Annotated in this window: 16 protein-coding genes and 6 pseudogenes; 4 read left to right on the top strand and 18 right to left on the bottom strand. The window is 64.3% G+C overall.

Annotated elements, in window-relative coordinates; translation table 11 throughout:
- Positions 1-893 precede the first annotated feature (893 nt).
- Positions 894-3,122: a heavy metal translocating P-type ATPase gene (locus QGN32_RS21555; protein ID WP_326546236.1), complete on the bottom strand. Its 2,229-nt coding sequence runs from the start codon at positions 3,120-3,122 to the stop codon at positions 894-896.
- 352 nt (positions 3,123-3,474) lie between these two features.
- On the opposite strand from QGN32_RS21555, the pseudogene QGN32_RS21550 reads away from it, so the two are divergent.
- Positions 3,475-3,732, top strand: a pseudogene (locus tag QGN32_RS21550) (transposase); the annotation flags it as partial.
- A gap of 138 nt (positions 3,733-3,870) precedes the next feature.
- On the opposite strand, the pseudogene QGN32_RS21545 reads toward QGN32_RS21550, so the two are convergent.
- Positions 3,871-4,862 (bottom strand): annotated as a pseudogene (locus QGN32_RS21545) (Acg family FMN-binding oxidoreductase).
- Between the two features lie 400 nt (positions 4,863-5,262).
- Here QGN32_RS21545 and QGN32_RS21540 point away from each other — a divergent pair.
- The 3 genes from QGN32_RS21540 to QGN32_RS21530 are packed head-to-tail and all read left to right on the top strand — an operon-like array spanning position 5,263 to position 9,049.
- A complete protein-coding gene (locus QGN32_RS21540; protein ID WP_326545297.1) occupies positions 5,263-6,444 on the top strand; it encodes a tyrosine-type recombinase/integrase in 1,182 nt (393 codons plus the stop codon).
- Positions 6,441-8,609 carry a tyrosine-type recombinase/integrase gene (locus QGN32_RS21535; protein WP_326545298.1) on the top strand — a complete coding sequence of 723 codons (2,169 nt, stop codon included), beginning with the start codon at positions 6,441-6,443 and terminating at the stop codon, positions 8,607-8,609. The genes QGN32_RS21540 and QGN32_RS21535 overlap by 4 nt, the downstream gene beginning before the upstream one ends.
- On the top strand, positions 8,606-9,049 hold the full coding sequence (locus QGN32_RS21530) for a DUF6262 family protein (RefSeq protein WP_326545299.1): 444 nt from the start codon (positions 8,606-8,608) through the stop codon (positions 9,047-9,049). Before QGN32_RS21535 ends, QGN32_RS21530 begins: the two co-directional genes overlap by 4 nt.
- Positions 9,050-9,094: 45 nt before the next feature.
- Here QGN32_RS21530 and QGN32_RS21525 read toward each other — a convergent pair.
- From QGN32_RS21525 to lpqS, 16 genes and pseudogenes are all read right to left on the bottom strand, one after another.
- Positions 9,095-9,463: pseudogene (locus tag QGN32_RS21525) on the bottom strand (ATP-binding protein); the annotation flags it as partial.
- A pseudogene (locus QGN32_RS21520) lies at positions 9,460-10,811 on the bottom strand (Mu transposase domain-containing protein). The pseudogenes QGN32_RS21525 and QGN32_RS21520, both read right to left, overlap by 4 nt.
- Positions 10,812-11,220: 409 nt before the next feature.
- Positions 11,221-12,540, bottom strand: a complete 1,320-nt coding sequence (locus tag QGN32_RS21515) for an IS256 family transposase (RefSeq protein ID WP_326545296.1) — start codon at positions 12,538-12,540, stop codon at positions 11,221-11,223.
- Positions 12,541-12,666: 126 nt separating this feature from the next.
- On the bottom strand, positions 12,667-12,930 hold the full coding sequence (locus tag QGN32_RS21510; RefSeq protein ID WP_326546235.1) for a hypothetical protein: 264 nt from the start codon (positions 12,928-12,930) through the stop codon (positions 12,667-12,669).
- Between the two features lie 1,317 nt (positions 12,931-14,247).
- A pseudogene (locus QGN32_RS24335) lies at positions 14,248-14,738 on the bottom strand (transposase); the annotation flags it as partial.
- Between the two features lie 416 nt (positions 14,739-15,154).
- Positions 15,155-16,231 (bottom strand): YVTN family beta-propeller repeat protein, encoded by a 1,077-nt coding sequence (locus QGN32_RS21500; RefSeq protein ID WP_326546233.1) that lies wholly within the window; start codon positions 16,229-16,231, stop codon positions 15,155-15,157.
- 147 nt (positions 16,232-16,378) lie between these two features.
- Entirely contained in the window at positions 16,379-16,657 is a 279-nt protein-coding gene (locus QGN32_RS21495; protein ID WP_326546232.1) for an SHOCT domain-containing protein, read from the bottom strand.
- A 313-nt stretch (positions 16,658-16,970) separates the two neighbouring features.
- Positions 16,971-17,531 carry a DUF1942 domain-containing protein gene (locus tag QGN32_RS21490; RefSeq protein ID WP_067393767.1) on the bottom strand — a complete coding sequence of 187 codons (561 nt, stop codon included), beginning with the start codon at positions 17,529-17,531 and terminating at the stop codon, positions 16,971-16,973.
- A gap of 629 nt (positions 17,532-18,160) precedes the next feature.
- Positions 18,161-18,372, bottom strand: a pseudogene (locus QGN32_RS21485) (heavy-metal-associated domain-containing protein).
- Between the two features lie 168 nt (positions 18,373-18,540).
- Positions 18,541-18,948 carry a four-helix bundle copper-binding protein gene (locus QGN32_RS21480; RefSeq protein WP_067393773.1) on the bottom strand — a complete coding sequence of 136 codons (408 nt, stop codon included), beginning with the start codon at positions 18,946-18,948 and terminating at the stop codon, positions 18,541-18,543.
- Positions 18,949-20,009: 1,061 nt separating this feature from the next.
- Positions 20,010-20,948 (bottom strand): M56 family metallopeptidase, encoded by a 939-nt coding sequence (locus tag QGN32_RS21475; RefSeq protein WP_326546231.1) that lies wholly within the window; start codon positions 20,946-20,948, stop codon positions 20,010-20,012.
- Positions 20,945-21,331, bottom strand: coding sequence for a BlaI/MecI/CopY family transcriptional regulator (locus tag QGN32_RS21470; protein WP_326546230.1), 387 nt, complete (start codon positions 21,329-21,331; stop codon positions 20,945-20,947). Before QGN32_RS21470 ends, QGN32_RS21475 begins: the two co-directional genes overlap by 4 nt.
- Positions 21,332-21,480: 149 nt before the next feature.
- Positions 21,481-22,191, bottom strand: coding sequence for a L,D-transpeptidase (locus tag QGN32_RS21465; RefSeq protein ID WP_326546229.1), 711 nt, complete (start codon positions 22,189-22,191; stop codon positions 21,481-21,483).
- A 786-nt stretch (positions 22,192-22,977) separates the two neighbouring features.
- The gene (locus QGN32_RS21460) at positions 22,978-24,219 is read right to left on the bottom strand and encodes an MFS transporter (RefSeq protein ID WP_326549196.1); all 1,242 of its coding nucleotides are present in this window, start codon (positions 24,217-24,219) and stop codon (positions 22,978-22,980) included.
- 50 nt (positions 24,220-24,269) lie between these two features.
- Positions 24,270-25,382, bottom strand: a complete 1,113-nt coding sequence (locus QGN32_RS21455) for a PLP-dependent cysteine synthase family protein (RefSeq protein WP_326546228.1) — start codon at positions 25,380-25,382, stop codon at positions 24,270-24,272.
- 117 nt (positions 25,383-25,499) lie between these two features.
- Complete coding sequence (gene lpqS, locus QGN32_RS21450) at positions 25,500-25,913, bottom strand: putative copper homeostasis (lipo)protein LpqS (protein WP_326546227.1); 414 nt, start codon at positions 25,911-25,913, stop codon at positions 25,500-25,502.
- Between the last annotated feature and the right edge of the window lie 241 nt (positions 25,914-26,154).

The following is a 26,154-nucleotide window of genomic DNA, read 5'->3' as shown; positions in this document are numbered from 1 at the left end:
GAGGCCCACACCGGGCAGACACACCGCCCAGGGTGGGGAATTACGTGACAGCCGGGGTGGGGAATTACGTGACGGACAACCCCTCAAACCTGGGGAAATACGTGACCGCTGACACTCGAGGAGCTTGCCACAGTAACAGTTAGCTCCCTTTTGCGGCGACGCACACCGCACGCCGAACGCGAGCAAAGCGGCCGCAATTTTCTTGTAGGCCAACGTCCTTCCTCAGTCGGTCAGCTTCTCCACCTCAACCCATCCTGGAGGACCCGTGCGTCCCGACGTTGCCATGTTCAATCTCAACTGAACATTCCGCTCAGCGCTTCACTGCCACTAGATGGACGTTTGCAAGCTATATGTAGTCGGTCAATACTAAGTTGATCCGTGTGCGGACTGTGCACACTGCAGCAGCGACTCGTCACGCACAAACACCCAAAGTTGGGCAAGCGAGCCGCCCATATTTGAAGCACCGTCGCGGTGACCGTCTCCGCAAGTCGGCACAGCATTCCGTCCGCAGGGCCGCCGATGGGCAGGCGCTCGAATGCTCAGCGAAGTCGACCGCCGAATTGGATGCGCGACAACGATGCTTGTGCTGACGAAACTAGAAGTGAGAATCTGCCTTACGAGACGCGTGGGAAGTAGGGCAGGTTCGCTGGTAGGCCACGCTTGCAGAGTCCGGTGCCCGCCCTGCCTGCGATGCAGCACGTTCCGGTGTGGGTGCCGGCCAACACCGTTCCCCTCGCGTCGAGGTGCAGCAGCGGCGGCACCAATGCTGTAGCGGGCCGACGGGACCGCGATCGATGTCGGGGCATCGCAATCGGCGCGCGGCGGCGGGGCGGTTCCGCAGGCCGCCAGCATCAACACCGCGACAGCGACGCGTTCGGCCACGAAAGGATCTTCTAGGCATCGGTACTGACTGATGCACCTCTGTCGGCGCGGATGTGGCGAGTGGCTTGTCGGGTGTGGGCCAAGTGGGCGGGGTCCAGATCGAGGCGGCGCAACAGTTGGGCGTTGAGCGCGACGACGATCGTCGAGACCGACATGAGCACCGCCGCCGCGGCAGGCGGCAGCACCACCCCGATCGGAGCGAGTACACCGGCGGCCAACGGTACGGCGATGATGTTGTATCCGGTCGCCCACACCAGGTTCTGCCACATCTTGCGGTAGCTGGCGTGGGACAGCTCGATGATCGACAGCACTGCGCGCGGGTCGTTGGCTGCCAGCACCACCCCGGCGGATTCGATCGCGACATCGGTACCGGCGCCGATGGCCACGCCGACGTCGGCGCGGGCCAACGCCGGTGCATCGTTGACGCCGTCGCCGACCATCGCCACCCGGTGCCCGCGGTTTTGCAGTTCGGCGACCTTGGCGTCCTTGTGTTCGGGCAGCACCTCGGCGAACACCTCATCGATGCCCAGATCGGCGGCGACCGCGTCGGCGACCTGTTGGGCATCGCCGGTGATCAGCGCAACCTTGACGTTTCGTGCGTGCAACGCATCGATCGCCTGACGCGATTCCTCCCGGACGGCGTCCTCGAGCGCCACCGCGCCCAGCACCTGGTTATCGCGGGCGATGTGCAGCACCGACGCGCCACGCTGCACCCACCCCCCGGTCATCGCGCTGACATCATCGGGGACCGACAGTCGCAGGTCAGCCAGCATGGCCGGGCCACCGACAGAAACATCCAGCCCGTCGACGCTGGCCCGCACCCCCCGGCCGGGCAGGGACCGGAAGTCGCTAGCGACAACCAGCTCACTGGACGGCACTCGTGATTGGGCCGCGGCCACGATGGCCCGGGCGACCGGATGCTCACTGTCGGACTCGACCGCGGCGGCCAGCGCGAGCAGTCGCTCTTCGCTGATCCCGGCGGTGGCAACGGTGCCGGTGACCTGATGTCGCCCCTCGGTCAAGGTGCCGGTCTTGTCGAAAAGCACCACATCGACCGTGCGCATCCGTTCCAGCGCCAGCCGATCCTTGACTAGCACCCCGGCGCGGGCGGCGCGTTCAGTGGAGATCGCGATGACCAGCGGAATCGCCAGCCCGAGCGCATGTGGACACGCGATGACCAGGACGGTGACCATGCGGGTCACCGCATAGTCGAGGTTGCCCAACAACGTCCACACCGCGAAGGTGATCACACCGGTGACGGCGGCGAAATAGAACAGAAACGCGGCGGCCTTGTCGGCGAGTGCCTGCGCCCGCGAAGACGAAGCCTGCGCGGCGGCGACCATACGCTGAATACCGGCCAGGGCGGTGTCATCGCCGACCGCGGTGATCTGCACCCGCAGAGCGCTGTCGGTGGCCACGGTGCCGGCCACCACGGTATCGCCGACCTGGCGGGTCACCGGCTTGGACTCGCCGGTGATCATCGACTCGTCAACCTCGGCGCGGCCGTCGGTGACGGCGCCGTCGGCTGGCACCCGGGCGCCGGCACGCACCAGCACCACATCGCCTAGCCCCAGCTCTGAGAGAGGGACCTCGCGGACTCCGTCGTCGGTGACCTTCTCGGCGGTGTCGGGCAACATCGCCGCCAATGCGTCCAGCGCCCCCGATGCTGAACCCAAGGCCCGCATCTCCAGCCAATGCCCCAGCAGCATGATGACGATCAGCAACGCCAGTTCCCACCAGAAGTCCAGGTTGAAACCCCCGATCCCCAGAGTGGTGACCCACGAGGCGACGAACGCGACGCTGATCGCCATCGCGATGAGCAGCATCATCCCGGGACGACGCGATTTCAGCTCGGCCCAGCCGCCGGTGAGAAACGGCATGCCACCGTAGACAAAGATCACCGTGCCCAGAATCGGGGCGATCCATGTCATGCCCGGAAAGTCCGGCCGGGTGTAGCCGAACAGTTCGGCGATCATGTGGCTGAACACCACCACCGGTACCGACAGAACCAGGCTGAACCAGAACCGCCGGCGAAACATCTCCCCGTGCGCGCCATGGCCGGCATGTCGATCATGACCGTCATGTCCGGCCTGGCCATCTTGTCCGATGTAAGCCAGATGCTCTCCGTGCCCAGCGTGGGGATCTTCGCCGCTAGGCGCTGGGCTCTGTGCCTGGGTGGCATGCTCGTATCTGGCGGATCTCGGATGTGGGCCGACGTGTCCCTTCTCTGGGTTGGACATCACAGCTCCTGACAGCAAGTAGGTGGGATGAAACTAATGCAGGTATTCACCGGTCAACCCTGCGCGCTCGGTTGAATCGGTACTCTCAACGTCTACTGACCGCCATAGTACGATAGCGTCCCGCTACTCGAATCTTTCGGGACGTCGCCGGATTGCGTCCGATTGTGGCATCATCCGCACAAGCTCAAGTCGATGGCGTAATGGTCCGCGCCGGCGCTCGAAAAATCAAGGCGCACGCAATCCGTGTAGAGCCGATCATGTTCGCGGGCATTGCCGTTTCATGGACGCGGAATCCGGGTTTTGCAAGTTCCGTCATGCACGTAGTGGACAACCGATAACCAGCTCTAGATAGATAACACTACAGTCCTTCGGCAAGAACGAGATCTGGCTCGATCTCGCCGCCCTGGCCTACGAGCTGCTGACCTGGACCCAATTGCTGGCCTGGCCCGCCCCCCGCAGCTGGGAACCCAAACGATTACGCCTGCGGCTACTGAGCCTGGCCGGGCGGATCATCACCACCGGCCGCCGCCACATCCTGCGCCTGAGCCCACGATGGCCCTGGTCAGAGCTGCTGATCAACGGACAACGAAACCTCGCCGCGCTCAACTGAATCCACCACCAGCAACCCCACCACCAAGGACACAGGAGAATCAGCGACACAGCGCCGAGGACCACCCACGCCCAGTCCACCGCACCCGACACAACCGACCCAACCCCCAACAACTGAGCCCTTCACGAAAGATCGAGGCTAGGGGAGGCTAGAGGCCGATTCGAGCACGTCGGTTAGCGGCCGCCGCGGTGTGGGAGGTGGCGGCGGATCGATTGGCGGCGCGCTGCCGATTCGGATCAACACCTGCGGCTCGGCGGTTCGTCTGGTGAGGCGGCGCACGATTTCGCGGCTGGCGGCCGCTTCGATCATGTGTGTCAGGGTGCAGGTGCCCAGATCGGCCATGGTGGCCTCCAGCAGCACGGCGGAGAGCACTTCGCCGCAGACCAGCACGGAGTCGCGGCTGCCATCGTAGGTGGACAACACCAGAATCTTGGCGGCATCGCGATCGATGTCGGCGCGCCGGTTGGTCTCGCCGCGGACAGGAAATGCCCGCCCCACATCCACCCGAGCCGATTCAGCGCCGGAGGCCAACGCGGTCGGCGGGATGCCCTGTGTGGATGGCGGTTGTGTTGTCCAACATGCTATTCGGCGTGGTAGGACGCATCGTAGCGTCGCAACTGCTCGGTGAGCCGCGACGCGTGTGCCAATTGGGAGCGGGGATCCGCGTCGAGGACATCCAGATGCGTGCCGCTACCGATAACCGTTGCGCGCAACACGGTTTCAAACCCCTCCCGGCCCGCGGGGACCGCGAACGCAAGCCGATCGGTGCGCCGGTGGGCGATGCCCGCCGCGCGGCCGCGTTGGGCATCCGTGACGAACACCGCACGCGCGAACGCAACTGTTGCCAGGTGATCGCGATCGTTCGGGTTGGGGAAGCGCTCGATGAGGCTGTCCCAGCCCGCCGCGGCCATGGCCACCCGTAAATGATCCAACACGGCACCACAACTGAGCAGCACCTCCTTCCCGGTGTGGTCGCTGCCGTGACCGATACGGGAGGGATCCGCATGCAGATCAAGCACCCCGTTGTGTAGCACCCATCGCCAGGGTTGACTGTTATGCAGCGACGGCGCCCGCACCGCCAACTCCAGCGCATCCTGGATCACGTCCAACGCCACCATGTGTTCGTTCACGGCCACTCCCGAATCCTTCGCGCCTGTCCCCCACACTCAAGACTGGAGGCCGCTGGGGCGTCAACGCAGCGGTACTAGGACACGAAATCGAGGGTAGAAGGCCCCTTTTCAAACCGCGGGGAGTTCGTCAAAACCGCCGGACGCCGACGGTGCCACGTCGGCTGGGCTATTGGGGCGCCTGGATCATTGCGGGTAGGCGCTCGGTTTTGTCGGCGGTCCATGCCGGTGGTCTGCAAGACCAACGCCCAGGCGTTCACAGTGCGTCTTGCCGTTGCCCGGTGTTATCAGCGGGTAGCAACACGCTCGAATCTATGTATGCGACAGGGGGGTTGATACTGGGCGAGTCATCGTTGTTGCCGACTTATCGGCGGGTGTTCTTCGACGTGAAGGAACGGCAACGATGGCGTATCCGGTGGCAGTGTCTCCTGCGGGAGGGCAGCGGACCTGGACTGTGCTCGACGAGGACTTCGCAACGGTCGATCCCGTCGAGGAGTGGATAGAAGCCCACCGGCCGCTGTGGTCACCGAACACGGTGCGCGGGTATGCGACCTCGTTGGCGCAGTGGTGGACCTTCCTGGAGCAGCGCGGGCAGACTGACTCCTGGTCTGATGTCGGTGTCCCGGCTTTCACGGCGTTTCTGTCGTGGCAACGCAACGGCCGCACGGTTGAGCACCGGCTGGCTGAGTCGGACCAAGCACCGAGTGCGGCAACTCTGGAAGTCCGCTTTGCGGCGTTGATTTCGTTCTACCGCTGGCATGACGCGATGTCCGGTGTGGTGGTGGCGGGACGACTGCTTCGAGGAACACCGCGGCGTCGGCCGGCCCGGGGCTTGTTGGCGCATCTGGATGCGCGGTCGGTCCCGGCGGCGTCATCGCTGGTGCGGCCGCGCCGCGACCGTCGCCGCGACAGAACACCGTTGCTGCTGCCCGAGCAGATCCAGGCGATCCTGGATGGCTGCGCGGTCTTCGATGCCGAGTCCGGGTCGTGGCGAGGAAATCTGCGGGACCGGTTCGTGTTCGCCCTGCTGGCCGAAACCGGCATGCGTCTCGGGGAGGCGCTGGGCCTGCGGATCGGCGAGTTCGTGCTCGGCCGCGGCGAGACGGCGTTCGTGCGGATCGTGCCGCGGGCCGATAACCCGAACGGGGCGCGGGTGAAGATGATGCGACCGCGACGAATCTATGTCGGTGCTGACCTCGAGCGGCTGTTCGCCGACTATCTCACCGATATCGCCTGCCGGGCAGCCGACTCGGGCATCGCTGTGACAGATACGTCGCCGCTGCTGGTGAACGTGTCCCGACCACCGTTGTTGGCCGCGCTGCGGGAGACGACGGTCCGGGAGAAAGCAGCCACGCTGCGACGGCGCTGTATCGGGCCGCCGGGGTGGACGCCGCATTGGTTCCGTCACACCCATGCCACCGCCTTGTTGCTGGCCGGGACACCGGAATGGGTGGTTTCCCGGCGTCTTGGTCACGCTCATGTGCAGACCACGCTGGATCTCTACGGCTGGGTCCGCGACGACGAAGCCCTGCGAGCAGCCGCCAACTGGGCGTCCTACGCCAGCAGCTGGCAGATGGCCCAATGATCGACGAGCATGGCCACCTGCGGCTGCACAGTACCGAACACCTCGATCCGATCTGGCGCCTCTGGGACGAGCTGCCGGCACCGTGGCGCGGCCCCGTCCTCGGGCCCGGCATCCCCAACTGGGCCTCGATCACCGAGAACGATTGGCCGCATCTGGATCTGAGCGGGCTGCCCGACCCGTTCGCGGTGGAACTGGCGTGGATGGCGCACTGGCAGGCCAGCGACGGCACCCGCGTCTCGGTGTTGGCAATGGCCCAGCTGGCCAACATGATTCGACGGGCCGTCACCGCGGGCCGCGATATTCCGTCATCGATCCGGGCGATGGATTATGACGCCGCCGCGACGTTGCAGAGCTGGTTCTATCTCAGCCGGGGCAAGCGACTGCCCTCACCCCGAGGCCGGGGCCGGGTGCACGCACTGTTCGGCTTCGCTCGCCACGCCCTGATCGCCGCCAGCCACGACGGCCCGTGGTGGCAGCTGGACGTCTGGCACCCGCGCTGCGATCCGCGGATCCCACTGACCGATCGTGAACCAGTCGCCAACTACGGCTGCTCACCCGGAGATATCCAACTGCCGTGGGTGCGGGCCGCGGTGAAGTGGCACCTGGGCACGATGCTCGAATCCGGGGCGCTGCGCTGGACCAGCGTCAGCCAGGAACGCATGCGCAGCTTCCGCCGGTTCGATAACTGGCTGACCGCCAGCTTCGATAACCCCACCGAGATCCTGGGCGACCCGACGAGCGCGGTCGAACAGGCAGCGGCATTCGCACGGTGGACCGCGGTGGCCGCCAACCGCGTTACCCGCCAATCCGACACCCGCCACCTCGGACGGACCGTGCCGATCCGAGGAATCAACGATGACCTGCGAGCGGTGGCCGGCCTCCTGGACTTCATTGCCGCCAACCCCGCCGAGGCTCGCCGCATTCTCGGCGTCGAGCCTTGGCACAGGGTCACCACCGCTCACGCGGCCAGCTGGTTCGGCCGGGTCACCCGGATACCGCATCACCGCGGTTTCAACGACGCGAACTACATCGACGACCACGCACTCGCGCAGATCACGGCCGCGCTGCCGCTGATCGGATTGCCTCGCACCGAGCAGATGACCATCACCCGCGGCGACAGAACCACCATCACCGCCAACGGACTCGACGACCCGCAAGCAATGCGGATGATCCTGCTGCAGATCCTCACCGGACGACGAGCCAGCGAAATCCGCACCTGTGACTTCGACTGCCTTTCGGCTGCACCCACCACCACAGCCGCGGGCGAGGACCAAACACTGACCCGGTTCCGCTACGCACAAAGCAAGATCGACGTCGCACCCGACACCATCCTCGTTGACTACGAGGTCACCGAAGTCATTGCCGAACAACACCGTTGGCTGCACACCCAGTACCCCAACAGCACCAGGCGGTATCTGTTCGCCCGGCGTCTGGGCAACCGCCGCGGCGACAAACCCTATCCATCGGGCACCTACAACTGGGTGCTGCGCACCCTCAGCGACCTTGTTCAGATCACCGACGCCAAGGGCCAGGTCGTTCGATTGAGCCACACCCACCGATTCCGCCACACCCGACTGACCCGGCTGGCCGAACTCGGGTTACCGATCCACGTCCTGCAGCGCTACGCCGGGCACGCCACCCCCACCATGACAATGCACTACATCGCCGCCCGCGACGAACACGCCGAGCAGGCGTTCCTGGCCACCGCCAAGCTGCGATCCGACGGCACCCGCATCCAACTCAGCAGCGACGACCACGACAGTCTGCACCTGTTCCGCCGCGCAGACCGGTTCCTGCCCAACGGGTGGTGCATGCTGCCACCGCTGCAATCCTGCGACAAAGGCAACGCCTGCCTGACCTGCTCGGTATTCGTCACCGACCACACCCACCGAGACGTCCTGAAGCGCCAACTCCGCGAAACTACCAACCTGATCGACTGGACCACAACAGAATTCGAGCAACGACACGGCCACCCCATGCCCGACGACAATGTCTGGCTGATCCGCCGCCGCGCCGAACACTCCGCGCTCACCAAGCTCCTGGCCGCCCTGGACGACGTGCCCGACTCCGCAGCCCACGGCGCGACACCCCTGTGTCATCGAGCCAGCACCGGACCCATCCCGCTGACGCTCGACCTGACCGCCCACCGCAGGAGCACCCCATGACCGACTCCCGACAACGCCGTATCACCGCCCTCACCGAAGCAGCGAAAGTCAAGTCGCAGAACAAAACCCGAGACGCCGAACAGGCCATCCGCCGACTCATCAAACGCGGCGACCCGATCACATTCCAAGCCGTGCAACGCGAAGCAGGCGTCTCCCACGCCTTCCTCTACAACCACCCCGAACTGCGCACGCGCATCGAGCACCTACGCGGCACCCGCCGCAAAGCATCTGCCGACCAGCCCGTCGACACCGACAGCACCCTCGTCATCACCCTGACCCGCCAGATCGCCGAACTCAAGAAACAGCACCGCCAGCAACTGCAAGCCCTCCGCGACGCCCTTGAACGAGCACACGGCGAGAACCTCGACCTACGACGCGAACTGGCCCGCCGTGGCATCCACCCCTCAACAAACGTCGCATCGATCGCAACAACGACCTGAACAGGCAGAACGCGGCACTCTCACCCCCGAACCCGCGATAACGGCCGGGCCGATGAGCAAGATGTTGGTCGCCGATTCCAGGTAGCGGCAGGTGCCCAACTCATCGATGAGCTTGCGGTCGATCCCGGCGGCGGCATCGACGTCGAAATCGGCGAGGGTGGCCGGGGTGGGCAGGCAGGCGAACCGCAACCGGCCCGCCAGGCGGCGCGCGGTGCTGGCCTCGACTTCGACGGCCAGCAGTCGCTCCAAGGCGACGATGAGCGAGAGTCCTTCGGCGCTGGCCTGGTCCAAGACGGCTGGTAAGGCTTCGGCGGCAGCGGCCAGTTTGAGCTCGGCCAGATGCGAGCGCCGCTGTTGATAGCGGCTTGCGGTGGTCGTGGTGGGAGTCTTCCGGGTGCGTGGAGTGGGGGTCATTGGATGGTCCTGTTCTGGGCGGCCCGCTCGTAGGCGGACAGGTCGATGACGGTGGAATCGGTTGATGGAGTCGATGTTTGGACCGCTTTGGTGTTGAGCCCGAGTAGTTGTGCGGCAGCAGCTTTGGCCGCCGGGCCCGGTGGGATGCGTTCTTTGCGGCGGTGCGGTCGGCCGGTCGTGGCGGTGGCCATCGCGGCGGTGTCGAGGGCGATGACATGGCCGTTGTCGCGCACCATCACCCCGAGCCCGTCGGCGGCCATCCGGTGTCGGGCGATCACGATCCCGCTGGCGGTGGCGATGTCGCAGAACTGGCCACCGACAGGATGGCTGACCACGACCTGAGCCGCCGCCAGTTCCGGGGGCACCGAGTAACGGTTACCGCGATAGGACACCAACGCCTGCCGAGAGGCCGTGCGGGTCTCCAAAACGATCACCGGATACGGCGACGCCGGCGCAGGCACCAGCGGCTCGGTCTTGGCCACCACAGCGACCGAGGACCGGCCGTCGGCGGTGGCGCGCAGCCGGGCTTCGCCGCGCATCGCCGCGAAGCGGTCCAGGCTGGCCTGAGCCGCCTCGACGGTGGCCTCGTCGGCCAGGGTGCGCCACCAGCGCTGCGCTGCAGTGTGATTGACCTTCTCCACCACACCCTTACGGTTGCCGCGCCGAGCCGGGCGGATCGCCACCGCTACCCCGTAGTGCTTGGCCACCCCGGCGAACGACGCGCTCACCCGACCCGAGCCGGGATCACACAACGTGGCCATTCGGTCGAAGCGCCACACCCGCGTGACGCCGCCCAGGCCGCGGGACACGCGGTCGAGGCCGGCGACCAGGTGCGGCTGGTCTTCCGAGGGCGCCAGGGCTGCGCGCCACTTGCCCGAATGCGCCAGCGAGCCCACCAGCAGATGCGCGGTCTTGCCCCACCCCAGAACTCCGGCGGATCGGGCAATTCCAGCCAGTCCCATTGGGTTTCATCACCCGGCTTGTGCGGGATCACCGCGTTCGGGCGCTGGGTGGCCGTGCGGCACGCCTCGCACACCGGGCGCAGATTGCGGGCCCGGATGTGGCGCGTCAAGCTCTGATACGACAGACCGAACCCCAGCTGCTCAAGCTCGTCGAGCAGGGTGCGCGCCCACAGGTGCGGGTCCTCGGTCAACCTTGCGGTGACGTAGTCGACGAACGGATCGAATGGGTCCGGCCTGGAGCGCGCACGAACCCCCGGTTTGCCGTCACCGTTGAGATATTTGCGGACCGTCTTGCGGTCCAAGCTGGTGTGACGGGCGATCGCTGAGATCGACCAGCCACGACGGCGTAGAGCATGTCCTTCCAAGTCGTCCTCCCATGTGAGCATGAGAAAGCGGGCCTCCTTCGATGGAGCAACTGGCGTCAGACACCAGCAGCTTCGAGGGAGGCCCGCCCTTTCTCGGCGGAGCCACACGGGTGGGGAATTTCGATGAGCGTCAGTGGGGAATTTCAGCGAGCGCGGTCAACAATGACCAGCCGCGGGTGTGGGCTACATGTGCCGATCGGTTTCCGGTAGTACTGAAGTATCCGACGATGCCAGGCCGCGCAGAACTTCTCCAATTTCGTTGAAGTCCACATGACTCGGGCTGATCGGACGACTGTTGCTAGTACTTGCGCCGTGGTTTGCTGGTTCGCTTACCACGGTTGCGGAGCAACAGCTTTGCGTCGGACAGTGCCGCTTTTAACGGACGCTCTGGTGTTCGGAGGAATTGTCAAGACCTGTGGATCGGGGTGTTTCAGGCGACCTCCGTTCCGGCTTGCTGGGCGTCGCCGTCTGATGGCGGTGTCGGTGGGGTGATGGCAGTGGGCCGCTCGAGGAGTTTGCCTTTGTGGAAGGTCGCCCCAGCGCGGACCAGGGCGACCAGGTGCGGGGCGTTGACGGACCGCCAGCGGGCTTGGGCGGCGTCGATCAGCTTGTAGGCCATGGCAAGACCTGCCGCGCGTGATCCCGGCCCCTTGGTGACTTTCGTTCTCAAACGTACTGTGGCAAAGGTGCTTTCGATCGGATTCGTCGTCCTCAAGTGGATCCAATGCTCGGCCGGATACTTGTAGAACTCCAGCAGGGTGTCGAGGTCGTCGGTGATCTTGGCGACCGCTTTGGGGTACTTGGCACCGAAGTCGGCCTCGAACGCCTTGACCGCGATCTGGGCCTTGTCGATGTCCTCGGCGTTGTAGATGTCCTTGATCGCCGCCAGCGCCGCGGGATGCGCTGATTTCGGCAGGGCGGCAAGGACATTGGCCTGCTTGTGAAACCAGCACCGCTGCTCCCGTGTGGCCGGGAACACCTCGCGTACCGCCTTCCAGAACCCCAGTGCGCCGTCACCGACAGCCAGCACCGGGGCGGTCATCCCGCGGCGTTTGCAGTCGCGCAGCAGATCAGCCCAGGACTCCGTCGATTCACGATAGCCGTCGGTGATTGCCACGAGTTCCTTACGGCCGTCAGCGCGCACCCCGAGCATCACCAGCAAGCACAGCTTCTCCTGGTCCAGGCGCACCTTGAGGTGGATACCGTCGACCCACAGGTAGACGTAGTCGGTGCTGGACAGATCCCGGCGTCTGAAGGCGGCGGCTTCGTCTTGCCACTGCGCCGTCAGGCGGGTGATCGTGGTGGCCGACAACCCCGCACCGGAGCCGAGGAACTGCTCAAGGGCCGGGCCGAAATCACTGGTCGACAGCCCGTGCAGGTACAGCAGCGGCAGCACCTCGCTGACCTGCGGGGACTTGCGTGCCCACGCCGGCAGGATCGCCGATGAGAACCGCAGGCGGTCGCCCGTGTCGGGGTCGACACGGCGGTCGTTGACCCGCGGCGCCTTCACCTCAACGGCACCGGCAGCTGTGAGCACCTCACGCGGCTGGTGATAGCCGTTGCGCACCACCAGTCGGTGGCCGTTCTCGTCGAGCTGGTCAGCGAACTGGGCCACGTAGGCGGCGACCTCGGCCTGCAGCGCGGCGGCCAGCATCTGCCGGGCGCCGTCGCGGACGATCTCGTCGAGCAACGACCGATCAGCGGTCTGCTGGCCGTTGGCCTGCTGGGCATCGTGAACTACCGTGAGCATGGGCGTACCTTCCCAACCAGCGCGCCAACGCCGGTCTTGATCGAATACCTGATTCCGTGAAGATCATCCTCGGGAAGGTGCGCCCACTTTCAGGCCGCCTCGCCGAGGCTCATCCACAGGTATTGATCATTGCTCCTGGTGTTCGGCACGCGAACGACGGTCGATCGAGACGCGGCAGCACAGGTTATATGCCCAGACGAACACCACCCCGGCGTAAACGCTGTAGACAATGCTCCAGCCCATGCCGGTCAAGAATCCGACGACACTCCAGCTGAAGCCGGGAAATGCGGCGGCAAAGGCACTATCGGTAAACGTCGAGTGCGCCAGAGCCCGCCAGATAAAGCAGACCACGTAGGTGATGACGCCGAACACCGCCAATGCTGAGCTCACGCGCGTGATGCTCAACCTCTCGTTAATCACCTGAGGTCCCCTCGATGTATGCATTCTGTGTGTATGAACAACGACTGTGATTTAGAAGTGCGACACCGGCAAGAGGACTTCTGATCACCACGCGGGGCCGAAAGCTCTCATTGCTTCAACCGCCCGGCCACTGGCGAGCCCAACTTCGACTCGTGGCGACCGACAGCCAGTCCCAAGGTACCTGCTCACATCATGTTAGATCTCGCAAAACGCTTCGCTGGTTGTCTTCATAGAGACGACGCACTTACCGGATCGCAGTGCGGGGTTGGCATAGTCTCCTCGATCGCAATGCCCGCGTAGCGGCCCCCGTTTTGCAACAATTCAACCTCCGTCGGGGACGTCGATGTGTAGGCGCCGGGCTGGCGCGGCTATTTAGGTTCCCTAATGGCTCTAGTACTGGTTTAGATAGTACTGATATGTCACATACTGATGATCCAAATAGTACCTCAAGGGTGCGCACGGACACGTAGGGAGATCGGGACCTGGTGCGATGCGCTCAGTTTGTTCCGGCGCATTTCGGAGCCGTTGGCAGGCCTCAGACTAAGAGCCGTCATGTCTGAGCAGGGCGCAACCGGTGAGGGGCCTCGCAGACGTCCTTGACGGCTTTGCGCGGGAGGCCACCATCGCTAATATGGACATTGTCAGTACTAGGTCACCCAATGGAAACTTCCGGCGGGCCTAAACGGCAGAAAGCATCGTGATGGCTATCGACAATCCCGTGCGGCGACTTTTTGTGAGGGTGTGGATTGCAGCCGCTGCTGGGCTCCTCCTGTTGGCCCTGGTCCCGGCTGTGACCAGCGAGCCGACCGCGTCAGCGCAACCGTGTGTATCCGGCGAGGAACCAGATCCGTTGACCGGGACGTGTGTGCCCCACCTCGTTCCCAGAACACCGCAAGGCGCCATCCCCGGGAACCCCGACGTACCAGCGGTGCTGGGGCGACCCTGCACTACACCCGCGGAATGCGCACGCCTGGGGCGGGATCCGGGAACTTTGCCCCCTCAACCGATCCCGCATTCCAAGATCGGCCACGACGGTAATGCAAGCAGTCACCCATAGTCACAGCGCGTCGGCCGCAGTTTCCGAAGACGACCACACACCCCTGCGATCCGGGACGAGTCGGACATCTAGAAAACGAACGTTCCGGCGTGTCGCCCCGGGGGCGTGAACTTGCGATGTGGCTCGCGCTCAGTTCGCAATGACGGCCCCGAAGAGGATGAAGACGGCGAGCGAACCCCGCGGTTACCTCGATGACGACTTCCTGCAGGAACATCGTGCCCTCGCTGTGTTGAGTGCCAAGCCTTGATTTCATCGACCGCGACCTCGGTAAAAATTGGAGATCCGCTCCCCGCGACACCGACACGCGTACACCTCGGCCAGGTGCATCACGATATCGGGGGTAGCTATGCCGCGCGGATACAGCGACAGCACAGTGGAATTGATGCTGTTAAACCGGCGGTCTTTCTTCGCCGCCAATCGCCGGATCAAACGACCCGTGCGGTCGCGGGGCGAGTCAATCTTGACGCGACCATTGAACGTGGTCACCGTTTTCGGCGTCGTGCCGTTCGCGGGAATACCCGAGCCAGGCCCGGCCGGATCGCCGGCCTCATACCCGAAGATAATGGGTCAGCTCTGAGTTCAGCGCGCGTTCCAGCATGGCCTTGGTCAACTCGTTTCGCAAACCATCAGCGCCGTCGATCGTGGTTCCCTCTTTGACCGCATCCTTGATCAGCGAATCCAACTCGGCGGTAGACGTCTCAGCGGTAAACGTCTCCGCCAATCGCCGAGGCGCGCGTTCCGCCGTACCCGCCACCTGACGTGGTCTTGCCCGCAAAACATCCTTACTGTCTGCCCGAACGGCGCTCCGCTGATGGACTACCCCGGCCTTACACAGACGGAATGACACGGCCCGTGGGAGGGCTGGCCTCGTACAGGTGCCCGCGGAGAGCGTGCAGCACTTTGGTGCCGTCGGGGAGCTGGTGATCAGTCCAGCCTTCGAGCCCGGTGATAAGAGTCTTGATCACATGATGAGTGCGGCGGTGGTGTAATGCCCAGTGCTGCTGATACCTCGTTAGTATGTCTTCCGGTCGGTCCACCTGTGGCGAGCGGTGTGGTCATGCGATGCGTGCAAGCCCGTCGCCGGCCGTGACCGATTTGAACGCCTGTCAAACTGCAGCAGTCGGTGGGGTCTATGGCCTAATGCCCATGGTCGTCGGGCGACTCTTCTTGACTGCTGGTGGCCGGTTCTGGCAACTTCAATGTCGTGGTTGTGGACGCGCCCGGTGAGGGGCGGCGGATTGAATAGCTGATGCCGGTGGGTTCGGCGCCGGTTGGAACCGTTGCCGCCACCGAGGACGTGGCTAATTCGATAACCGAGACCGTGTCGCTGTAGCTGTTGGTCACCCATGCCCGTGTGCCGGTGTCTTCGATAACGACACCGTGGGGTCCGGAACCGGTGTTTACTCTGCTGCGCACGGTCATTGAATGGGTGTCGATCACCGACGCGGTGTTTCCCGGTCGGTCCCGTGTGCCCTGGTCTGCGGACACGACGGTTTCTCCATCGGGAGTCAGAAAGACCTGGACTGGCGTGGTCGGCACGGGTGCGGTACCGACCACCGTCCGAGTAGCCAGATCCACCTTCGCCACCGACGACGGTTCACTGATTCCTGTGTAGGCGTAGCGGCCATCGGCGGTGACGGCCACCTGAGCCGGGCCACTGCCCACGGGAACCGAGCCCAACAGCGTGTCAGTGGCGGGATCGATCAGATCGAGCGCACCGGCCATGGTGTTGGCCACGACGATGACCGAGCCGTCGCCGGCGGGACGCAGACCGTGCGGCATTCCGCCAAGCGTGATGCGGCCGGTCGGCTGCAGTTCAGGAGACCGGTACACCGACACCGTGCCATCTGCTGCACTGGTCACGTAGACCTTGCCGTTGGCTTCGATGACATGCGCAGGGTCTGCACCGGTTGGGGCGGTTGCCCTGACCGCAAATGTCGCTGCGTCGATCGCCACCAATAGATTTTCGCTGCCGCTGACCGCGTACACGGTGTCCCCGCCAGCGCCCACTTGAACGTTGTGCGGCTCCTCGATCCCGTCGAGCGTGGCGATCACAGCGTTCGTCGACGCATCGATGACCGTGATGCTGTCGCCGTCCTCATCTGCCACCCACACCGAGCCGGTTACGCTGCCAGCTGGCTCGGGCGATGCGCCTTCCTGTCTCGCGGGTCCATCCGCTTCGCCTGAGCAACCCGTCAACGCCATTGCCAGCATCACGACTAGGGCTATCGGATGTAGCGGAACTCCCCTTTTACTCATGGTTGAAATTGGCTTCAGCCGATGCGGCACATAGTGAGTCCATCCGAAGACAGCCGGTCTCGCCGAAGGCAAAAGACTCCCCCAGCGCCAGACGAAAGCCGTTCATGGGGCTGCTCGATGGTTCCTGAGCACGCTGAGGCGCCGACGGTACTCGTCGTGATCCAATTCACCCTGCGCGTAGCGTTCGGCGAGCACATCTTCGGCCCGGCCAAAGGGTGAGTAACCAGGCGGCGAGGAAGTGCTGTTACGAGTCAGAAAGCGCATGGCCAGCACCACGACCGTGAGGATCGCCGCCAACACCAACACCATCGCGAAAACCATTAACGCCCAGCCGCCCCAGCCCCAGCCGTCATACCACATCCACCCGTCATCGCCATGCATTCTGCGGCCACCTCTCCTACTGTCTTGTTTCCTTGTGCGTTCGCGTGCTCGCTACCACGCTGTTCCGTAGTCCGATGGTCGTGGGAGTGTTGAGCTCGCCAGGTCGCGCCCCGATACGCGACCACTGCTCTCGTTGCCGGCGCTTCGATGGGCGGGCACGTGGATACTCCACCACGTAGAAGACGCTTGAGGCCGGGTCAGGCCCTGCTGATATAAAGGCCTCGGGCATTCGAGCTCGCGAATAATTCGACACGGTCCCCGATCGTCCTTGGGACTCCTCGTTTCTGGCCAGACGACGAAATGTTCCATGCGGCTAGGTCGCCTGGAGTTCGCAGCACGCACACGGCGTTGCCGATTCCTTACACTGGCAATCGCCCATCTGCATGCCCGGCCCCATTTGCATGTCGAGCATGGGTCCGCTGCAGCACCACATCATCACAGGTCGTGGCGTGCCGGTGGTATAGATCAGGGCAACAGGGTCGTCAGCGGTGACGTCGAAGTACAGTTTGCCCGTCGAGGTCTGTCCGTCTGCAAGGGTCGTACTGGGGATTCCGTTGGGGCTGGGCACCTGCCAGAGCGCCGGATACCGGACGCCGGAACGCGATACGGCCTGAAAATTGGGGATGATCGGTGTGACCGCTCCGTTCATGGCGCTCACCGACACGCCTGCCTCCCACAGCTTGCCGACTGCCGAATATCCAGGCAGGAGGTCGGCGCCTCGCTGCAGATCGATGGCTGTCCACTCTTGCACCACCGGCGCACCGGCGTCAGCCACTCGCTGTTGGGAGCCGAACATGTGAGGACACTTCGCCGCTGCAAACGCGGCTGGTATGCCGGTGCCCACCAACAGCATCATCGCTGCGGCCGCCGCCATCACAATCACGATATTTCGCACTGCCTGTCCATTCTTTACGCCGCCGCAGGCATACGCAGCTGCTACGTACTTCTACGACCATGCTTACCAGATGCGGCACCGCACGCGGAAGGCGTCCAGTAATCGGTCGCATGAACTTCGAGGCGAAGGGACCCGGTTCAGATTTGCACCGACAGGCAAGAGCGACAATGCTTCTCGTGACCTCGACGGCCCTCGCATCAGCGCCGGCTGGCATGTAAGGAACGACTGAGGCGCCACCCGAGCTAGGGAGATCGGACCGGCGCCCCAGCCGCCCCGACACATACTAACCTAAATAGTAGATAGCGAAAGTACTTCCTGAGACAGATACCGAAAGTTCGCGTATAGCCGTGTCGTTCGTGGCAAACTGCCACGGCTGCAGATACCGAGGCGGCTTTCGAAGGGCGCTGGAAGCGTCCGGAGCGTCACCCGCCCCCGGCGCCATTCGAGCGGTTGCAGCCTCCCTGAATCGCCATGGGGAGCCGTGCCAGAGAGCTGCCGTTCTCGACGCTTGTCAATAAGTAAGCGCCACCCGCGTCAGCACCTGGGCTGGTTTCGGCTGAGTGTGCCATCGTGGCGTGCCGCCGCTGTGGACACTACCTGGACGGTACTCATGTCATCCGCACGGCGGTATATCCGGACTCGTCTACGGCCGCCATTATGGCCGCATCGGCGATGGGCTCCTCACTGGTGACGACCAGTTCGCCGGTGGCAGCGCTCACCTCGACATGCTTGACGCCGCCGAGGGATCTGACTTCCTCGCGGACCGACATCTCACAGTGACCGCATGTCATCCCGGAGACGCGTATTCCGCTGTGGCCATTGGTGTATTCCTCCTCATGGGGACGATCGGCCAGCTCACTTCGTTTAGGAAACCGGGGCAGGTCAGGCTCTGCGTGTCATGCCGCAGAAGCGGGCCGGGCCCATACTGAATCACAGAAGCCAACGATGCCATCGGCAGGCTGGCTACCCTCGGGAGGCTTCGCAGCGATCAGCCCAGCGATGAGAGCAGCTGTTCGCACGCCTGCCCGCAACGCCGACACACCTCGGAGCAGATTCGGCAGTGCTCGTGGTGCTCGGCATGCCTAGCGCATTCATCGCCACAGGACTGACACGCCGTGGCGCAGGCCTGCAACACCGAACGGGTCAGATTGGCATCGTAGCCGGTGTGGCGCGAAAGCACCCGACCCGTCGTCTCACACAGATCTGCACAATCGAGGTTGGTGCGAATGCAGGTGGTCAGCTCTTGGACCGATTGTTCACTCAGACAGGCATCTGCGCATGCGGTACATGCCTGTGCGCATTCGATACACGCCTCGATGCACGCCGTCAATGCCGCACGGTCGATGCCGCCGAGATCCTGCGGGTAGGTTTCCAGCATTTCAGCCGCGGTGCTCATTTGCCTCACTCCATCACTGTTGTCAGGTGTTGTGCCGCGAGGTTTCATCAAGACGCGGCTATCCGTGTGACCGCGGCCAGCCTGACGGCACAGCCACAACTCATGGACGACAGGCGCATACCCCACACATCTACGGTGAAACTCCGTAGGCCAAGCGTAGGGCAAGGGCGTGCCGTCGACAAGTACCCCGCGCGCCGCATCGGCCTGCATCGAACGCCGGCGGCTTGGATACCGGGACGCGATACGCCAGTTAGCCTGCACCACACCGACGCGATGAACGCGACGCTGACGCGATACCGATCAGCAGCATCATCCCCGGGCGACGGACTTCAGCTCGGGCCCACCCGCCGGTGAGATAAAGGCATACCGCCGGAGACGGATAAGCGTGCCCCAGATTCGGTGCGATCCACGCGACACCACGCTGCCCGCCATCCGAGGTAGCCGAACAGTTCGGCGACCATGTGGCTGAACAGCACCACCGGTACGGACAAAATCAGGCTGCCCCAGAGAACCTGCCGCGCAACACATCCCCGGACGTCCCCGTGCCGCCATGGCGGTCATGGCCCGAGCCCGGGCTATCTTAAGCGACGTAGGCCAAGTGTTCGCCGTGTCCGGACTGGGGGTCGTGTTCGCTCGGGATAGGACTCTGTATCTGAGGGGCGTGGTGTCCGAGCCGTTCGAGGTGTCGGTCAGCATGTCCGTGCTCCGGGCGAGAGATCACAACTCCTTCTGTGGGCCGCCGTGTGGCCGGTGGCGCTGTCGCCAGCCCGTTCGCGGTCGCGTGTCCGGCGGTCGAGTCGGATACCGTGATCTTCTACTGGCCGTCTTAGTAGGACAATGTCGGACTCCGCAGAGTTCTAACTTGTCTGCATCCGAGTTGGCGATGATGTCGGCTGAACAACGCTTGACAGAGCTAAAATCGGTTGCGGGCCTGCGTCGGACGGGCCGCACATGTTCGCCGGAGCAGCCACCGGCCACGCGGTTTGCCCTACTACCAGGCCAGCGCGCGGTCGGCGGCCACACCGATCCTCTGGTCTCATGCTTGCGCGACATTCCTGGAGCTAACCGCACATCAGCGTGCCCGATGCCATCAACGCAAGAATAAGCAACGGTCCGCCGGCCATCAGCGTCGATGCGCTAGTCAACGCTGCCCGGGCGCGTATCTGCGTCGGCGGTGTTGCAGGAACCGCCAGACGTTCGGCCCTGCTGAGCACCGCCACATCGGCCGCCCCCAGTGACCCTGCCGGCGCTGCTCCGGCCAGTGACATCAATCCCAACAGCAGCGCGCGGTGACCGAATCGACGGGCCGCCGCGTCGTCGGCACACATCTCCAGTATCCGCGAGACCTCAGTGGCACCCTGTGTCATCAGCGAGAGTTTCGGGAAGACCACCGCCAGACTGCGGAGGGCGGCTATCACTTGATGATGGCGTCCCGCCAGATGAGCGCGCTCGTGTGCGAGCACGGCGCCCAGCTGATCGTCGTCCAGGGCCGCCAGCGCACCGGTCGTCACCACAATGACCGGTGGGCGACCCGATACGCAGTAGGCGGCACGCTCGGAAGCATCGATCACGAACACGTCCTGGCCAACCGGCCGACCTACCAACCGCACCCCGTCAGCGTGCTCGAGCGCCCCTGCCCGCAGGCGAGCAAGAGCGCGGGCAATTCGGGCACCGGCGAGCGACGCGGCGATGACACCGGCGGCTGCAGCGGCGAGCAACAGTACTTGAGGGATGCGACCGGCATACCCAGTCAGCACGTCGCACAACACGGCAAGACACGACGCCACCACACCGTTGCGGTGTTCGCCGCCGGTGACAAGGTCCCCGACGATGAGCACTGCGGCCATCAACCAGCTGATAAGCACACTGCCGATGGCAGTCAGCCATGCCGCCACACCGTAGCGAGGAGCATGCCCTTCACGGGTGAGCCGACGCAAAATCGGCGGGCCGACCACGCACACCACGAAGCTGTAGAGCAGCAGACACGCAGCGACGCTCACCGTTTACCTGTCCGCTTCTTGGGCAGCCGCCGCAACGCCGTGCGCAGCCGCTCAGATTCCCGGGGACCGATCTGCTCGATGAAGTGGCTCAGCACCAGGTCAGACCGCCCCCCGCCCTTGAGGGCATCGCGCATCAACCGTGCCGTGTGCTGCTCGCGCGACAGTGTTGCCCAGTAGCGATACGCCCTACCGTCGCGTTCGCGGGCCAGCCAGCCTTTGGTATACAGATTGTCCATGGTGGACATCACCGTGGTGTAGGCGATTTGCCGTTCGGCGGCCAGTTGCTCGAAAATCTCGCGAACCGTCATCGACGCCTCAGGACCGTAGTCCCACACGCGTTCCATGATGACCGCTTCCAACTCACCGAAACCGCGCACCCGCACCGTTGAACCTCCACTGTTCGACGATGAGCTTACCGGCCACCATGGCATACGCGCGATTCAACAAGCGCTGAAGCAGGGCGCACAGAAATGCGCAGGGGTGGCCGCTGTCGCCGAAACGGCGTCAACTCACGCTGGATCGGCGCGACCCGCTACGCCTGAACGGTGACGGGATCCCCTACTCGCACCATGTCGAAATACCACTCGGCGTTTTCCGGGCTGAGGTTGATGCAGCCGTGGCTGACATTGGCCGCTCCCTGCGCATCGACCGACCAGGGGGCCGAGTGCACGTAGACACCTCCCCATGTCACCCGCACGCCGAATTCGCCGTCGATAAGGTAGCCCTCCGGGTCGTCAACCGGAATACCGATGGTGCGTGAGTCGAACACGACGTTGCGCTGCTTCTCCAACACCGTGAAGTCACCGACAGGTGTTTCGAAACCGGGTTTACCCAGTGACGCCGGCATTTCACGGACCACCTCGCCGTCGACTTCGACGGTGAATGTGTGCGCATCGATGTCAGCGATACTGACCACCGCAGCACCGGTGCTGAACTCGGTCTTCAACCCGCCAGCCCGCACTTCGATCCTATCGTGGGCCGGCCAATAGCCGGTCGGCATCCACTCCAACGTTGCATCGTCGAGCCATGTGAATTCACCGGTCATCGACTGCGAAGTGGTGATTGCAACCGTGCGTTCGGCGGCCTTCCTATTGACGACGGGCGCAATGAACTCCACCACCACTGGGTGGGCGACCCCGACCACCTCACCGGGACCCGGAAGGACGCGAATCACGCCGAAAGTCTCGGTGGCCGCAGCTTCGGCGGCTGGCGTGCCCGCCGACGGCGTCAGGAAAGCAGCCACCACGGCTGCCGTGGTTAGGAGCCATCGCAACTAACCTTCACCACCTTCGTTCAACCGCGGCGTGCGCCACAAACGGTACTCTACGTACGTACTACGTATAGTAGCTCTAAACGGTCCGCGACGAACCTCCCCTGCCACACGGTTGGACCACGCGCTCGAACGTCATACATCCTTGCGTTGATCTCACGGGTCAGCCCGGCCACGACACCCTTGTGTGCATTGGTCGATCGGCCGCTAGCCACGTCGCCGCAGCGCGGCCTCTCCTAGCAGGTGACGTCGACGTACATTGTCCTGTACACCACCCGCTGCACGGTGCGGTCGCGCATGTCTCTGCGCATCTCGGTGACGTCACGTCCCGGCCGAATCGAGCTCACGGCACACTTGGTGAGGGGCGCGGATCCCGACTTGCTCACAATGACCTTATATCCGCTGTCCTCAAGGCTTTTCACTGTATCTTGCGCGGATCCAGGACCGGCGGGGGCAGCGGGTGCCGGCGCGGCGACCAACATGGCCGCGGTGGTGATACCGGCGACTATTGTTGCCGTCTTTGCCAATGTAGCCATGCCCACTCCCAATTCGCCGCTGGACCAGCCATCATGATCTACTACGTAGTAGATCAGTAGTTACTAGTCAACGTACCTCAAAGATTGACAGCCATACTGGGCCTGCGGGCACGGTTGGATCACGATGAGAATGCTTTTGAAACAGCTACTTCCAACTTTTCTGAGAAGATCCGCGATGGCGGCGGAAGTTCACGCAAGGGCCCGCACCGTGACGCCCGGTCAGTCACTGCGCAGGAGGGTGGTCCGGCGAGGTCACTCGACCCGGATCCGCGGCGGCTTTGACCGGCACCGGCTGCAGTCGCCCGCTGCGATTAAGGTAGAAGAGCGCTGATGCCGTCAGCCCGCCAATTAGGCTCAGCGCTACCCAGATCAGCTCTGGCGCGCCGGCATCGCGCGCGGCTTGCATCAGCGCACCGGTACCCAAGTTGCCGGCGAGTATACCGACACCGATGATGGTGTTATAGAAGCCGTAATGCGTTGCGACCAACCGGTTCTGGGCGAGTGATACCACGGTGTCCATTTCGAAGGGAAATACCGCTGCTGATCCGACTGCCAGCAGCGCAGCGGCAGAGAGCAAGGCGATCGCGGACGCCACCAGGCCGAACCGGCCACTATCGGGAACGACGGCTAGCGGGACGAACGCGATGGCCAAAATGAGCGTTCCAATGATTAGTGAGCGTCCCGCGCCCCATCGTGCACCGAACACGCGAGTGATGCGCAGTTGTCCGCCCACGGCGACCAGTCCAGAAACCACGAACACCGCGGCGACCAAGAGCGTTTCGGCGTCTGGCGCCAGAATCGCTGCGTGCAGCGGCAGTGCGAGATATACCTGGAAGGACAACACGTAGGAGCCGATCATGGCCGCCGCGAACAGCAGAAAGGATCGGTTGGCCACCACGGCGCGCCAGTCATCGAGTACGGACGCCTTCTCGGCGTTGAGTGTGGCGCTGTGCTGGGGAAGGGCGAACAACTGGGCAACGGTCAGTAGCGCGAACACTGTCGCCGCCGCTGCCGCGGTGACGCGGAAGTCGAGCGCCATCAGCGCCAGTCCCGCCAGCGGACCGGCCAGAATGCCCGCCTGGTAAAAGATGTTGAACACTGCGAACGCCTCGACGCGCCGATCACCGGAATCGGCTGCCAAATAAGCGCGTACCGCCGGGTTGAACAATGCCCCGGCGAAGCCCGTGGCCGCCGAGGCGATCAACACCATCGGCAGTGACTCGGCCACGACCAGCAACCCGAACCCTGCGGTACGCAGCAGGCATCCGGCCACGATCAGCGGTTTGTAGCCCAACCGGTCAGCAAGCGTGCCTCCGATGATGAACATGCCCTGCTGTGAGAAATTACGCACGCCCAGCACCAGACCGACGGCCCATGCTGCGAGCCCCAACGGGCCGGCCAGATATCCCGCCAAGTAAGGCATCAGCATGTAGAAGCCCAGGTTGATACCGAACTGGTTGATCATCAGCAGCCGGCTCGGCCAACCAAAACTCCTGAACTGTGCGGCCACTGCCCTCACCGCGCCACCGCCACGGGGTCAACCACCCGCGCGCACCGCGTCCACGACTGCACGACGCACTCTGTGGGCTCCGCGACGACCGCGGGCTCTGCGCTTGGAGGGCCTGCCAGGATTCCGTGTGCCCGGCAGTAGTCGTCGTTGTAGACGGTGTCGAAGTAGCGTTGCGGGCCGTCGGGAAACACCGCGGCGATCTTTGTACCCTGCGGGTAGGTGCGCGCCGCCCAACCGGCCACCAGCGCGACCGCCCCCACACTCCACCCACCGCTGGCGTAGTGGGTGGCGGCCAAGGTTCGGCACGCCCACACCGCCTCCGCGGGCGCCACCCAGTGCACCTCGTTGAATGCGCGGTAATCCACATTGCGGGGGTAGATGCTCGAGCCCAGGCCGCGCATCAACCGCGTGCTTGCCGGCTGGCCAAAAATCGTCGAACCAACGGTGTCCACGCCGATCAGCTGCAAGTCGGGATTAAACTCGCGCAACACCCGCGCCACGCCGGCCGAATGCCCGCCGGTGCCCACGGAGCACACCAAGACGTCAATGGACCCCAGCTGATTCTGCAACTCCAGCGCTAAGCCCCGATACGCGTCGACATTGTCGGGATTGTTGTACTGATCCGGATACCAGGCGGTCGGATCACCGGCCAAGATCTCGGCCACCCGATCGCGCCGCGCCTGCTGCCAACCGCCCCGCGGGTGCGGCTCGGTCACCAGATCCACCTGCCCACCGTATGCCGAAAGCATTCGTTGAACAATCGGTTCCATACCGGGATCAGCGACCAGCGTCACCGGATGCCCGTATACGGTGCCCGCCAGCGTAAGCCCCAGCCCGAGTGTGCCGCTGGTGGATTCGACGATCCGGCCACCCGGCTGCAGATCGCCACGGGCGAGGGCACGCTCCACCATGTGCATGGCTGGACGGTCCTTCATCCCGCCGGGGTTGAAGCCCTCGAGTTTGGCCCAAAAGCCCCGCTCTTCGGAGCTGAACGGAGCACCGATCCACAGCACTGGAGTGCGGCCGACCAGCGTGGCAGGCCGGCGGTGATACCGGCCGACGGCGCGGCGACGTGAGGCGGACAGGTCGGGCGTGTGTACGGATAGGACATGGTTCATAGGGTTTCCACGCTTCTGCGTCGGAGCCGCAGCGCTGAAAGGGCGCCGGCTATGGATGGTGGGCAGCAGACATCGACCCGAGTCCGCTGCAGGGCGGACAGGTCATGCGCCGCCCACTCAGCAGCGTGTGATACAGAACCGGGTGAGCCGATCACGACCCCAGAGCACAGCCCGGGCCGCCCGCGGTGGGCCACGCATGGATGTGCCGACCGCGGCGCCCCACCAGCCCAGCGCCAAAGCCACGGCGGTGACCAATCCAAGCGCAAGGGGCAGGGTCATGACCCGGGGCAGCACAGCCGCGGCAATACCGTGGTGCAGGTCGATGATGGACCCGTCCAGACAATGTGGGTGATCGACGACTTCAGCGAACTGAGGCCCGAGTGCCGATACCACAGCATGGGGTCCGTGCGGCGCCGGAGGATCCACACAGGTGGCTGCCCACCCGGTGACAGCGACCAGCATCCACGAGATCACTGCCAGCCCGATCAGTCGGCGCAGCAGTATCGTGGTTCGCGAGCCATCGTGTTTCACAACGTTGCCCACAGTAACAGCGCGCACGCACGCCACGGCCCGCGCGCGAAGTTGATTCCGTGTTGTTACCGGGTCGCGATTCTTCAATCTGCCTGACCAGACCCCGTCTGACGCACGGCCATCAGAGTTTGCAATCTGCCTGCCCGCCACCGGATCTCTTCATCCGGCGCCACCCACCCGGCCACTTCTTGAGGAATCCTGCCTGCATGTACGTACTATTTGCTTACGTACACAGTTTGGC

Source organism: Mycolicibacterium sp. ND9-15, from assembly GCF_035918395.1.
Taxonomy (GTDB): Bacteria; Actinomycetota; Actinomycetes; order Mycobacteriales; family Mycobacteriaceae; genus Mycobacterium.
Note: the sequence above shows the minus strand (reverse complement) of the source record. Positions and strands in the feature narration are given on the sequence as shown.